Below are 12,804 nucleotides of genomic sequence, written 5' to 3' on the forward strand. Positions count from 1 at the left end.
GGTTGCCAGTGCACTGCGGATGCTCGCTAGCCCCTTTCGCGATATATACTGCGCGCCATTCTTCAAGGGAGAGCCGTGTGGCCATCGATATTCACTGGATCTGCGACAACGATAGCCTCGGCCAGCATTGCGCCGAATGGCAGCAGTTGCCATTCGTCGCCCTCGACACCGAATTCATGCGGGTCGACACCTTTTATCCCATTGCCGGGCTGATCCAGATCGGTGATGGCGTACGCGCTTACCTGATCGATCCCCTGACCATCGACAACTGGCAACCCTTGGCCGACCTGCTGGAAAACCCGGCGGTGATCAAGGTGGTGCACGCCTGCAGCGAAGACCTCGAAGTCCTGCTGCGCCTGACCGGCAGCCTGCCGGTGCCGTTGTTCGACACCCAATTGGCAGCCGCGTACCTGAATCTCGGTTTCTCCATGGGCTACTCGCGCCTGGTCCACGCCGTGCTCGACATCGATCTGCCCAAGGGCGAGACCCGCTCGGACTGGCTGCAGCGACCATTGTCCGAGACCCAGGTCAGCTATGCCGCCGAAGACGCGGTGCACTTGGCCGAGGTCTACATTCGCCTGCGTCCGCAGCTGTCGGACGATAAATACGCCTGGGTGCTGGAGGACGGCGCCGAACTGGTGGCCAACCTGCGCCGCGAAGTCGACCCGTACGAGGTGTACCGCGACGCCAAGCTGGCGTGGAAACTGTCCCGTGCCCAACTCGCCGTGCTGCGTGAACTGTGCGCCTGGCGCGAACAGCAAGCCCGCGCCCGTGACTTGCCGCGCAACCGCATCGTTCGCGAACACTCGTTGTGGCCCCTGGCCAAATCCCAGCCGGATAACCTCGCCGCCCTGGGCAAGATCGAAGACATGCACCCGCGCACCGTGCGTCAGGATGGCCAGTTCCTGCTGGACCTGATCAAACGTGCCGGCAGTGTGTCCATGGACCAATGGCCGCCGGCCGTGGCGGAACCGCTGCCGGTGGACGCCGCCAACCTGATCAAGCAACTGCGTGCCCTGGGCCAGACGTTCGCCGAACGCCTGGAGATGGCGCCGGAACTGATGCTGCGCAAGAAAACCCTCGAAGCCCTGGTTAAAAGCGGCTACCCCGATGGGCCTTATAAATTGCCAGACTCGCTGCGTGGCTGGCGCCGCGAGTTGATGGGCCAGGCGCTGCTCGACAGCCTGGCCACTGCCGGAGAACAGCCTTGAAACGTATTTGCTCCATCTACCGCAGCCTGAAAAAAGACGGCATGTACCTCTACGTGCTCAAGAGCGATGCCCTTGAGCGTGTGCCGGAACCGTTGATGGCCGCCTTCGGCAAGGCCCATCTGGCGTTCGAGATGATCCTGACGCCGGAGCGCAAGCTGTCGCGCGAAGACATCCTGGTGGTCCTGGAAAACCTCGACAAACAGGGCTACCACCTGCAAATGCCGCCGGCCGAGGACGAGTACATCGAACACTTGCCCGAAGAGCTGCTGCGCCGCAACGACCCGATGTAATCGGTCAGTGCCTGCTTCAGGGCACATGTTTCAATGGAATCGTATTAGTGGGCGGTGGCCGTAAGGATGCGGGCGGCCGTCTGCATTGTTTTTGAAAGGTTTGAACCATGCGTGTTCTGATTGCTGAACAGGATCACCCGCTCTACGCCCAACTGCTCAACAATGTGGCGCCGGACCTTGAGGTGCTCACCAGTGGCGACTCGGCCGAACTGTCACGCCTGGCCGCCGATTGCCCGGTCTGGCTGGGCCAGCCGGACCTGCTGGCGACATTGCTGCGCCAGGGCCACCAACCCCAATGGCTGCAATCGACCTGGGCCGGTATCACGCCCCTGCTGGCCGAAGGCTTGCCCCGCGACTACCGCCTGACGCGCGCCGTCGGCATTTATGGCCAGGTCATGGCTGAGTTTGTCCTCACGTATATGCTCGGCCATGAGCGCGAAGTGCTGGCGCGGCTGGTCAGCCAGGTCGAACGCAAGTGGGACAGCCGCACCGGCCAGAGCCTGGCTGGGCGCAAGGCATTGATCGTGGGCACCGGCGATATTGGCCAGAGTGTGGCCGAGTTCCTGGTGCCGTTTGGCGTCAAGCTGTATGGCATTGCCAGTACTGAGCGTGAGCAAGCGCCGTTTATCGAAGTGGCCGGGCTTGATCAGCTCGGGCGTCTGGTGGGCGAAGTGGACTACGTGATCAACCTGCTGCCCAACACGCCGAACACCCACGATCTGTACGACGCGGCGCTGTTCAAACAATTCAAACCGACCGGCTTGTTCATCAATGTCGGGCGCGGTGTGGCGGTGGTGGATGCTGATCTGGTCGAAGCTCTGAAAGAAGGGCACCTGGCCGGCGCCGTGATCGACGTGTGCCGCCAGGAACCGCTGCCACAGCGCCATCCGTTCTGGACCGCCTGGGGTTTGCTGTTGACCGGGCACAGCTCTGCGCCGACGTCGCCGCCGATGATGGTGGAGTTGTTTCTGGAGAACCTGCGGGCCTATAAGGCCAATGAAGCGCTGCGCGGAACCGTGGATTTCGAGCGGGGTTACTGAACTGTGGGAGCGGGCTTGGCCCCTCCCACAGTGGCAAAGCGTCCGTCTTAAAGGCTGAAGTCACCTTCCGATACCAGCTCGCTCAGCGGCTTGCGCGGGCTTGGCGCTTCACGACCTTGCAGATACTCCGGCAGGGTCGACTTGTCTCCCAGCTTGCCAACGGCCACGGCCGCATGCAGTGCATAGCCTTCTGGAATCTTCAGTTCCTTGCGGGTCAGCTCCTGGTCGAAACCGGCCATGCCGTGGGTGTGCCAGCCGCTGAGGCTGGCTTGCAGCGCCAGGTGGCCCCAGGCCGAGCCCGTGTCGAAGGTGTGCCACAGCGCCGGGGTTTCTTCGGTGGCGCCGGGGGCGACGAAGTCGGTTTTCGAGGCGATGATCACCAGGGCCGAGGCATGCTGCGCCCAACCGCGGTTGAACTCGTTGAGCAGACCCAGGAAACGTTCCCAGTCCGGCGTGTCACGGCGCGCGTAGAGAAACCGCCACGGCTGCGAGTTGTAGGCCGACGGTGCCCAACGGGCGGCTTCGAAGAAGCTCAGCAGGGTCTCTTGCGAGATGCCCTCGCCGGTAAACGCGCGGGGCGACCAGCGGTCGGTGAACTGGGTGTGGATCGGATGGTCGGCAACACGTGTCATGAGCGGTTCCTGATCGTCAATTCGGCGCTCAAAGCTACTGCGCGCCCGCTAGACTGACAAGTCTTGTTACACCGCCAGTCGTAAGCGCTTGGTTCCAAGGGGCTTGGGCACTAGACTGGCGGCCTTTTCACCTATCGATACTGATGTTGAGCCATGGCCGCCAAAGTCGAACCTTTCTGGATACGCAAAACCCTCGAACACCTCGACCAGGAGGAGTGGGAATCGTTGTGCGACGGCTGTGGCCTGTGCTGCCTGCAAAAGCTTGAGGACGAAGACGACAACAGCGTCTATTACACGCGCATCGCCTGCAAACTGCTCGACCTCAAAACCTGCCAGTGCACCGATTACCCCAACCGCCGCGCCTCGGTGCCCGACTGTATCCAGCTCACCCCAGGCCAGGCCGACCAGTTCAAATGGCTGCCGCCCACCTGTGGCTACCGCCTGGTCAGCGAGCGCAAGGACTTGCCGCTGTGGCACCACCTGGTCTGCGGCGACCGCGACGCCGTGCACCACGAACGCATTTCCCAGTCCGGGCGCATGCTCAGCGAAGGCAGCGTGCCCGAAGACGACTGGGAGGATTACCTGATCTTCCGCGCAGGCTGAAAAAGGAGTGTGTATGAAGGTGGCAACCCAGCTGGCGGCAAGCCTGGTGCTGCTGGCGCTGAGCGTGCCTGCGTGGTGCGCCAGGAAAGTCGACCTGGATTATCACGTCAAACTGCTGCCCCAGAGCGATCAGGCTGAAGTGCGCCTGAGCCTGTCACAAGGCTCGGCGGTGCGCAGCCTCGACTTCGACCTGGGCCGCACCGGCAGTTACAGCGACTTCAAGGCCGACGGCCAGTGGCAGGTCAGCGGCGAGCGTGGCGTGTGGCAACCCAGCGCCGACAAGGCCAGCCTGACCTACCGCGTGCACCTCACCCAAGCGCGCAAGCCGGGCAGCTATGAAGCGCGCATGACCCCGAGTTGGGCGCTGTTTCGCGGCGAAGACCTGGTGCCGACGGCGCGGCTCGACCAGCAGGATGGCGTCGAGTTGGTCTCGCGCCTGGTGTTCGAACTGCCGGCGGGCTGGAAAAGCGTCGAAACCGCCTGGCCGCGTATCGGCAAGCACAAATTCCGCATCGACAATGTTTCCCGCCTGTTCGACCGGCCCACCGGCTGGATGCTCGCCGGCACCTTGGGCAGCCGCCGCGTGCGCCTGGGCGAAACCGAAGTCACCGTAGCGTCGCCCAAGGGCCAGGCCATGCGCCGCATGGATGTGCTGACGTTGCTGACCTTTGTCTGGCCGCAGGTCGAGGCTGCGTTCCCGCGTCATCCGGCGAAGCTGTTGGTGGTGGGCGCCAGCGACCCGATGCGCCGGGGCGTGTTCTCGGCCCATGACTCGATCTACCTCAACAGCCGCACGCCGCTGGTCAGCGAAAACGGCAGCAGCCCGTTGATTCGTGAAGTGGTGCAGGCGATTGCACGCTTCAACGATCACGACACCAGTGACTGGATCAGCGAAGGGTTTGGCGAGTATTACGCCATTGAACTGCTGCGCCGTGCCGGCGGGATTACCGATGAGCGATATCAGGCAATACAGGTGCGCTTGAGCAAGGAAGGCAAGGACGTCACGACGTTACGCGGCGAGCACGTCAGCGGCGCAACCGTGGCGCGCGCAGTGGTGGTATTGCAGGAGCTGGACCGCGAGATTCGGGTGAAAACCCATAACAAGCGCTCGCTCGACGACCTTGCGCAGGCAGTGATGCGGGCCAATAGCATTACGACGAAAGAGTTTGTGCAACTGGCCGAAAGCATCATTGGCGAGTCGTCGGTGGTGCTGGACAGCAAGTTACTGCGCTGAAGTCCCCGTCATGCACGAAACAAAATGTGGGAGGGGACTTGCCGCCTCCCACATTTGAATCTAACCAGTGGTTTTAACAGCCTTCTCAGCCGCCACTTCAGCTTTGGTCTTCAGGTTCTTCAGCTCTGCCCCGGCACGCTCGACCTTGGTGCGCAGGCTGTTCATTTCCTGACGACCCTGTTCCAGCTTGTCCTTGAGCGAGCTGTGCCCGGTAAAACCACGGGCCAGTGCCACACCGCCAATCGCCACCTGAATCAAACCGAAAATCCCGCCACGGCGCAGGCCTTTGCCCACCATCATCACGCCACCGGCCACCGAGCCGATGCGTTCCCAGCCGTGCACGTTTTGCGTGGGCTGAGTCTGGAACGGCGTGTGTTCGATGATAGGTCGCACGTTTTTGCTGTCGCTCATGATCTGTCTCCAACAAGGGCAAGTGTAAGTAGCTGACTGCTGGCGGGCGTCGGATGTTCCCAAAAAATCAGTACTTGGGGCCCGAACGGGTGTTGTTGCCCTTGGCCAGGCGGTCATAAAGCACCACGTTGACCGTCGCGGCGAGGTTCATGCAACCGGTGGTCGGGATGTAGACCACGTCTTCGCACCAGTCACGAATCTCTTTATCCAGCGAACCGTCTTCCGGGCCGAAGATATACAGGGCGCGGTCGGGGTGGGTGTACTCGGGCAGCGGGCGGGCGCCTTCCACCAGTTCCACGGCGACCGGGATGCAGCCCAGGGGCAGGATTTTTTTCAGGTCATCGATGCCGATCAGCGGAATGTCGTGATGGACCTTCTTGGTGTCGGTAATGAAGTCCCGGGCGCGCTCGTAACGCACGCCGGTGTAGAACACCGAGGCCACGCCGTAGCAGCCGGCGGCACGCATGACCGAGCCGACGTTTTCGGGGGATTTGGGGTTATACAGGCCGATGCAGCTGTAGCGTTTATTGCCCACGGGGAAGGGTGCCTTGGAGAAAAACGGCGATTATACGGTGCTGAGGGCTGTGGTGCTTGGGCGATCGCGATCGGGGACAAGCCCTTGATAAGTGCGGTACAGCTCGAAGCGGTTCATCGGATTAATTTGATAGCAACAAACGGGAGGCTTCCGTTGATTGCCTGCGTTAGGTTGATAGACATGCAAACCGTAGGGGAATGTCATGGTCGAAACGGTACTGGAAACGAGGCTCTCCGGTGAAAACTGGAGTGAGCACCTACACCGCGTAAACGCCAGCGGCTTTACCGTCATCGAGAAGCTGCTCGATCCAGACGTCTGCCAGCGTCTAATCGACAGCTACGGCGAGCCGGACATCTTTCGGTCGCATATCAATATGAGCAGGCACGGCTTTGGTGCGGGCCACTATCAGTACTTCGCCTACCCGCTGCCTCCGGTTATCGCCACATTGCGATCCTGTGTTTACCCACACTTGGTTCCACTGGCCAACTATTGGAGCGATAAGCTTGGCCTCGCGCCTCCCTATCCTGACCGCCACGATGACTTTCTAAGCCGGTGCCACGACGGCCGGCAAGAGCGACCCACGCCACTGCTGCTGCGCTACGGTGCAGGCGACTACAATTGCCTGCACCGCGACCTGTATGGAGAAATTTTGTTTCCCGTGCAGATGGCAGTCCTCCTGTCCGAGCCCAATGAAGACTTTACCGGCGGCGAATTCGTGCTTACCGAACAGCGACCGCGGATGCAGTCCAAGGTCAGCGTAGTGCCTTTGCGCAAGGGCGATGCCGTTATTTTTGCGGTCAACCGCAGGCCCCTTAAGGGCGTCAGGGGCTTCTACTCCGTATTTACGCGCCACGGCGTGAGCGAGATCCGCGCAGGGGACCGGTTTACCCTCGGGGTGATATTCCATGATGCGCAGTGATGGAGCTTCGTAGTGTTTGAATTTGACAGCAAGACGCGGAGTTTAAAGGCGGATTAATAACGATAGGCTTGCGGAAACTGCGAAATGGGGCGTTGCCATGGAATGCGTTAAAGACCAGACCACTCAACTCGTGCTGAAGGCCGAGGACGATCCGCGCTGGTATATCCTTGTAAATCGAAAGGCCGATGCGTGCATTGATTTCGTCTACGGAGTGCTGACCACAGGGGTTTATTGCAGACCATTCAGTCCGAGTAAGCTGCCCCGGCCGGAAAATGTCGTATTTTTCGATACGGCCGCCGAAGCAGAGAGGGCCGGTTTTCGCGCCTCCAAACGCGACAGCAGCAACCAGGCAGTCGTCGCTCAGAAGCACGCCTTGGCAGTCGCTGAAGCGTGCCGGCTCATTGATACATCGAATACGGTACTCAACCTGGGTGACGTGGCCGAACGGGTGGGCATGAGCAGTTTCCACTTCCATCGCGTCTTCAAGAGGCTCACGGGTCTGACGCCGAAAGCCTACAGCGTCTCCTCGTTACGTTCGCGCGTCAGAGACCAGCTTTCGCTCAGTGGCACCATCACTGATGCTCTTTATGAGGCCGGCTATAACTCCAATAGCCGATTTTATGAGGCTTCACAAAACATCCTTGGCATGAAGCCCACGGAGTACCGTGCCGGGGGCGCCAACGTGGACATCAAATTTGCACTGGGCGAAAGCTCGCTGGGCTCGATTCTGGTGGCCCGAAGCGCGCGCGGCATTTGCGCTATTTTATTGGGGGATGACCCCAATGCGCTGGTTGAAAGCTTTCAGGACCAGTTCCCCAATGCCAACCTGATTGGTGGCGACGCCGAGTTCGAGTCGCTGGTAGCGACTGTCGTCGGCTTTGTCGAGTCCCCAGGCGCCGACCTCGCGCTTCCGTTGGATATCCGTGGCACCGTGTTCCAAGAGCGGGTGTGGCAGGCGCTGAGGGATATTCCTGCTGGAACGACCGAGACCTATGCTCAGGTCGCCGCGAGGATAGGCATGCCCAGCGCTACCCGCGCAGTGGCCAACGCATGCGGGGCCAATAAGCTGGCGGTTGCGATTCCGTGTCATCGCGTGGTGCGCAGCGATGGAGCATTGTCTGGCTACCGTTGGGGAGTGGAGCGTAAGCGCAAGTTAATTGAGTGCGAGAAGGGCATGCACGCTGCAAAAAATGGCGGATGAGCCACCCCGGTGATTTGCCGCGGTCCTGCTAGTGGCTACTGAACGGGGTAGGGCGCGCAATGAAGCGATGGACGGTCTTGGATTCCCACGGCAATTTCGTCCTGAGTCGTAAGCCAGGTCAATTTGGCGGGCATAAAAAAAGCAAAATCTACGGGCTTTTGAGCTGCCCAGCTGCACTTCGGGCGTTGAGCAAAGGTGGGTATGTGAAGGATCGTGTGTTTTTTATAGATGAACAGGTTGCTCGATTGGCAGGCTATCGTCCGTGCTCCAGATGCATGCCTGCTAGTTACCTTGAGTGGAAGTTGACACCTAAGGAACACATAGGAGCCAAAGTGCTTTCGGAGCAGTGTGAGCCTTAGGCTGTCGCTGTCCCAGTGCATTCAATTCGATAAAGTGGCGAACTTAGAAGTGTCTTGTTTAGTGGTTGCGCGCAAATAATGTTTTTTTGTTTAAATAATTGAAGTGTTGTAGTCCGAGGTCCTACAGTATCGACGTATTTTTGCGTGCGTCTAAAAAAATCGATGTTAAAAAAATATAAAAGCAAGAAACCGAGTTTTTCGATAAATATTCTTCGATACTTTGATCCTGCCGCTCGTTGCTTCCGTAGTGCTGATGCGCGGTGCAAGGAGAACGCGTCGCCAATGTCCGATATACCGAGCGATAAAAGCTTTGGTTTTTTTCAAAAAATCTGATGACTTGGGAGTGGTTCAATGAGTGCGCACAAATTTGAATGCCTTATGAAAAACTTGGGCGAGATGGAACATTATCAGGACGGCGAGGACTGGGTGGAGTCTGAGTCTGTCTGGAAGCGCCCACTTCGACCGCAAGCTTTTCCCAGCACTGGTTTTGACAGTGTTACGCCAGATAGATTGTTCAGCTATTCATCCCTGACGATGAATCGAACATTGACTGCGCTGTACGAACAAGATTTTCTCTATCTGCCAACGGCGTCCAATAATATTGTAGAAGACCTGAAAACTGCGTATGGCACACCGCTTAGAACACTGGCAAACGAGCTGATTACTCTGCTTGAGGAGAAAGTGCTGGGTGCTTTGCAGCGTCAAGTTAAAGTGGGTGGGGCATGGGACGAGGCGCTGTTCAAATCTTTTTTAGCAGAGAAGCTGAAACCCCGTAGCGAAGTCGTACAGGATTCTTTGAGCCTGATTCAAAGTGCTATTGACCCGCAATTGATGGTGAAGCTGTTAGTGATGCAACACGCTGTGGATTTCCTTCCTGAGTCTTCGCACATGGCGAGATTTGCGAAGGGGGATTATGGCGATGCGCAATCCGCAGTGTTTCGAGTACTGCTCGATGAGTTCGGTTATGGCAAGCACGCGACCAAGCACAGTACGCTATTCAAGGCGACACTTAAATCTATCGGCATGCTGGATAATTCCCATGCTTACTGGAATTTCTACCTGGCCTCCTCGCTGATCAATAATAATTATTTTCATAAGCTGACTCGAAGCCCGGAATGTTTTTTTGAATATATCGGTGCAATCACCTATGCAGAAAACTCCTTCGGGCCATATTGCGGCAGAGTCAGGGACTTGCTGTTGCAGCACTTCCCGAATGTGGACGTGCGCTATTACACCGAACATGTGCACATAGACGATTTCCACGGTTCGATGACCTTAAATGAAATTTTGCTGCCGCTGGCGGAGCGTTATGGACCTTCGGTATTTCCCGAATTTGTGAGGGGGGTTGAGATGTCCTGCATGCTCCAGCAGATCATGGAAGATGAACTGTGCGCACAGATCACCTGGATGAATAAGCGTCCCCTCTATCTTCAGCTGGCCATTGATATCAAACAAGCTGTACTGAAAAATATCGAAAATATCCCGGTGGCCTACCTCAATGAGCCCAAGGGTGAGCTTTCTGTTCCGCACGTCCATGACGGTGACGAGTTTTGTATTGTAGATGAAGGCCTGCTGCGGTTTTGCCACGGTCCGGACTGTTTCAGTGACCTCTCGCCCGGTGAGTGTGTAGTGATCGCGAAGAATAGACTGCACGGTGCATTGGTGTTGTCTGACTTTTGTAAATACCGAGTTCTGTCTATCGGGGATTACCGCCAATATGCGACTTATAGCCTTTGATCAATCTCAGCTACTGCCCGTTATCAAAGCGGCCGGTAAATATATTCAAATGCAACGCAATGAAGAGGGGCATATGACGTTTAAGGATATGACCTGCCGGCATCGAGGTGGCCCGTTGACCCATGGCACAGAAAACACTGGGTCGGTGATCTGTCCCTGGCATGGTAAAAAGACGAGGAAGTGCCGGATTCACTACTTGGATGTTGCCTTCGTGGAGAACTCGAGCACGGTCTGGGTCGGACTTCAAGATATTGAGCGACTTATCTACGCAATATGATTAATTTTGCTGGGCTAGGTGTATTGTCGAACTTCGGAGATTTAGCATGTCGAGTCATAACGATAAGGCTGTTTTCAAAGTGGGTGACCCCTGGATAGCCACCATCCCTCGCTGGCATTTTTCCATGCTGAACGACCGGCAACGCAATAAGGCTTTTTTTGATGCGATCAATGCTACTGACTTTACCAATAAAACCGTACTTGATATTGGTACCGGTTCGGGCTTGTTGGCGATGCTAATTGCCCGGAAGGGCGCCCAGCATGTTTATACCTGTGAGTTCAACCCTTTGATGGCGGCCAAGGCAGAGGAGATTATCCGGATAAATGGTCTAGAACACAGAGTCACCGTGATCAATAAATTATCAATCGATCTGGTGTCCGGTGAGGACATTCCGCGCAATATCGATATTATGATTTCCGAAACCATTGATTGCGGCTTTTTTGGCGAAGGGTTTGGTCATGCGTTGACTCACGCAAAACGTGAGTTGCTCAGCCCCGGCGCTATTGTTATTCCTGAATCAGTGAAATTGCACGCCTGCTTGTTATCAAGTCAAGAGGTGGCCAATTTGAATTGTGTGTATGACGATGTTTTTGGTCTCGACATCAGCGCATTCAATAGTTTTCAGACAGCGGGTTATTTTCCAGTGCGCTTGCAGACATGGCCGCATCGGTTGGTCAGTAATACTGTCGAGTTCTATAGCGTCGATTTCAACAGTAAGTTTGTTTTTGATGCCAGTCTGGAACTGACGTTTACCGCCAACGTCAATGCGTTGGTTCATGGAGTCGTATTTTGGTTCGATCTTTTTCTCAATGAAACCACCTGTTTATCCAATGAGCCCTGCAATGCTTGCTCGCACTGGATGCAAGCGGTTCAATTATTTGAGAGGCCCATTTATGTTGAGACGTTCCAAGAGTATCGAGTTGCGTTAAGTCTAAGTTGTAACGGCGTTCGGTTTGGTAAACCACTTACTTCCCGGTTGTTTGGAGATATCGCCAATTGATAGCCCGCGTCGTTCGACAGGCATCGAACGCCGTTGGTTTTCTTGAATGAGGAGAGTGTGTATGGACGCTGTACAGAAAGACCCGTTGCTGCGCACCGACCACAAAAGCTTCAATTTGCTCTGGTCAGGGCAGTCGCTGAGCCTGCTGGGAAATCAGTTCATGGTGATCGCGCTACCCTTCCTGGCGGTAGTAACCGTGGGCGCATCGGCAGCGGAAGCCGTGCTTTTGCCATTTTTGATGTTTGTTCCGTTCCTGGCGTTCGGCCTGCCGGTCGGCGCCTTAATTGACAGGCTGCCCAAGCGAAACACCATGATCCTGGCGGATCTGGTGCAAATGTTGGTCTACGCGACAATCGCGCTTATGGCCATGGGCAGCATGCTGACATTGCCGATACTGATGGGCCTGATCCTGATCGCCGGCACTGCAACGGTGTTCTTTCAGGTGGCATACAACTCGCTCCTGCCGGAAATGTATTCCACTGCGTCCGACTTGCAGAAAGGCAACGCAAAATTGTTTTTCTCCGAGTCGATCGCTCGCACGCTCGGGCCAATTGGGGCGGGGCCGTTGATCACGGTGTTTGGTCCCCCGATGGCCATTCTTCTTAACGGTTGCTCGTTTCTGATCTCGATTCTTACGTTAGGTGCTATCCGGGATGCGCCCGTGGAACGTGCACAGAATCATGCATCCACAGCACGCCGGTCCATCATGGCGGATATAAAAACCGGCCTGGAGTTCGTGTTTTCGCACCCCAAGCTCCAACCGGTTTTTTTATGCGGCGCCGTGTATGTGCTGTTTTTGACGGTTATCGAAACCAGCCTAGTGCTTTATTGCAAGGACATCCTGCTGCTTGCGCCCAGTGTCATTGGTTTGGTCATCGGTGCAGCAGCTATTGGTTTTCCGATCGCTAACCTGATTGCTGCGAGGTTGCTCAACCACTTCGGCATGGCGCGCACTCTGGTGATTGCCGCCGCTACGTCGGTTAGTGGGTTGTTTCTTATTGCTGTCTTTGGCGCCTCTGGATCAATCGCCGGGCTGATAGCTGCCGGCGTATTACACGGGTTAGGGGAGGGAGTGTTCGGTCCGACTTCCCTGACCCTGAGGCAGACCGATACACCGTTGTCCCTGCTCGGTCGCGTCAATTCGGTGCAGCGCTTCATGATCTGGGGCGCAATACCCTTGGGCAGCGTGATGACCTCGTTGATCATTAAGTACATTGGGCTTGAATGGACACTTTGGGTGGGCGGTATTGGAACCGCGATGTGTCTGATACCGCTTATTCGCCGCGGAATACTGGCAGATCTGCGCGAGCCCAATACTCCCTTTGGTACAGATTCTTCCCACAACAGATAGGAGC

General features: G+C 56.8%; 15 protein-coding genes. 12 read left to right on the forward strand and 3 right to left on the reverse strand.

What is annotated here, in order from left to right; all coding sequences use genetic code 11:
* Positions 1-77: 77 nt before the first annotated feature.
* The 3 genes from rnd to AB3G88_RS07425 all read left to right on the forward strand — a co-directional run bounded on the left by rnd (position 78) and on the right by AB3G88_RS07425 (position 2,541).
* Positions 78-1,211 carry a ribonuclease D gene (rnd, locus tag AB3G88_RS07415; RefSeq protein ID WP_099587459.1) on the forward strand — a complete coding sequence of 378 codons (1,134 nt, stop codon included), beginning with the start codon at positions 78-80 and terminating at the stop codon, positions 1,209-1,211.
* A complete protein-coding gene (locus AB3G88_RS07420; RefSeq protein ID WP_099587458.1) occupies positions 1,208-1,501 on the forward strand; it encodes a YcgL domain-containing protein in 294 nt (97 codons plus the stop codon). The genes rnd and AB3G88_RS07420 overlap by 4 nt, the downstream gene beginning before the upstream one ends.
* Positions 1,502-1,608: 107 nt before the next feature.
* Positions 1,609-2,541, forward strand: a complete 933-nt coding sequence (locus AB3G88_RS07425) for a D-2-hydroxyacid dehydrogenase (RefSeq protein ID WP_480453565.1) — start codon at positions 1,609-1,611, stop codon at positions 2,539-2,541.
* Between the two features lie 47 nt (positions 2,542-2,588).
* Here the strand turns inward: AB3G88_RS07425 and AB3G88_RS07430 are convergent, their stop codons facing one another.
* Positions 2,589-3,173: a nitroreductase family protein gene (locus AB3G88_RS07430; protein ID WP_099587456.1), complete on the reverse strand. Its 585-nt coding sequence runs from the start codon at positions 3,171-3,173 to the stop codon at positions 2,589-2,591.
* Positions 3,174-3,326: 153 nt separating this feature from the next.
* Between AB3G88_RS07430 and AB3G88_RS07435 the strand changes: the two genes are divergently transcribed.
* Together AB3G88_RS07435 and AB3G88_RS07440 are read left to right on the forward strand one after the other, a co-directional pair.
* The gene (locus AB3G88_RS07435) at positions 3,327-3,776 is read left to right on the forward strand and encodes a YcgN family cysteine cluster protein (protein ID WP_003172524.1); all 450 of its coding nucleotides are present in this window, start codon (positions 3,327-3,329) and stop codon (positions 3,774-3,776) included.
* Between the two features lie 13 nt (positions 3,777-3,789).
* Positions 3,790-5,010 carry a hypothetical protein gene (locus AB3G88_RS07440; protein WP_158877114.1) on the forward strand — a complete coding sequence of 407 codons (1,221 nt, stop codon included), beginning with the start codon at positions 3,790-3,792 and terminating at the stop codon, positions 5,008-5,010.
* Positions 5,011-5,070: 60 nt separating this feature from the next.
* Here AB3G88_RS07440 and AB3G88_RS07445 read toward each other — a convergent pair whose 3' ends face one another.
* Positions 5,071-5,421, reverse strand: a complete 351-nt coding sequence (locus AB3G88_RS07445; protein WP_099587454.1) for a YgaP family membrane protein — start codon at positions 5,419-5,421, stop codon at positions 5,071-5,073.
* A 67-nt stretch (positions 5,422-5,488) separates the two neighbouring features.
* Positions 5,489-5,956: an RNA methyltransferase gene (locus AB3G88_RS07450; protein WP_003189607.1), complete on the reverse strand. Its 468-nt coding sequence runs from the start codon at positions 5,954-5,956 to the stop codon at positions 5,489-5,491.
* Between the two features lie 202 nt (positions 5,957-6,158).
* Here AB3G88_RS07450 and AB3G88_RS07455 point away from each other — a divergent pair, with 202 nt between their 5' ends.
* The 7 genes from AB3G88_RS07455 (at position 6,159) to AB3G88_RS07485 (ending at position 12,800) form a co-directional block, all read left to right on the forward strand.
* Entirely contained in the window at positions 6,159-6,875 is a 717-nt protein-coding gene (locus AB3G88_RS07455; RefSeq protein ID WP_480453566.1) for a 2OG-Fe(II) oxygenase, read from the forward strand.
* A gap of 97 nt (positions 6,876-6,972) precedes the next feature.
* Positions 6,973-8,076, forward strand: a complete 1,104-nt coding sequence (gene ada / locus AB3G88_RS07460) for a bifunctional DNA-binding transcriptional regulator/O6-methylguanine-DNA methyltransferase Ada (protein ID WP_480453567.1) — start codon at positions 6,973-6,975, stop codon at positions 8,074-8,076.
* Between the two features lie 59 nt (positions 8,077-8,135).
* Positions 8,136-8,435, forward strand: coding sequence for an Ada metal-binding domain-containing protein (locus AB3G88_RS07465; RefSeq protein WP_480453568.1), 300 nt, complete (start codon positions 8,136-8,138; stop codon positions 8,433-8,435).
* 351 nt (positions 8,436-8,786) lie between these two features.
* Positions 8,787-10,172 (forward strand): iron-containing redox enzyme family protein, encoded by a 1,386-nt coding sequence (locus AB3G88_RS07470; RefSeq protein ID WP_480453569.1) that lies wholly within the window; start codon positions 8,787-8,789, stop codon positions 10,170-10,172.
* Entirely contained in the window at positions 10,153-10,449 is a 297-nt protein-coding gene (locus AB3G88_RS07475; RefSeq protein WP_400527107.1) for a Rieske 2Fe-2S domain-containing protein, read from the forward strand. The genes AB3G88_RS07470 and AB3G88_RS07475 overlap by 20 nt, the downstream gene beginning before the upstream one ends.
* Positions 10,450-10,495: 46 nt before the next feature.
* A complete protein-coding gene (locus tag AB3G88_RS07480) occupies positions 10,496-11,449 on the forward strand; it encodes a class I SAM-dependent methyltransferase (protein ID WP_400527105.1) in 954 nt (317 codons plus the stop codon).
* A 61-nt stretch (positions 11,450-11,510) separates the two neighbouring features.
* Positions 11,511-12,800, forward strand: a complete 1,290-nt coding sequence (locus AB3G88_RS07485; protein WP_480453571.1) for an MFS transporter — start codon at positions 11,511-11,513, stop codon at positions 12,798-12,800.
* Positions 12,801-12,804: the final 4 nt, after the last annotated feature.

The organism is Pseudomonas arvensis (genome assembly GCF_056688935.1).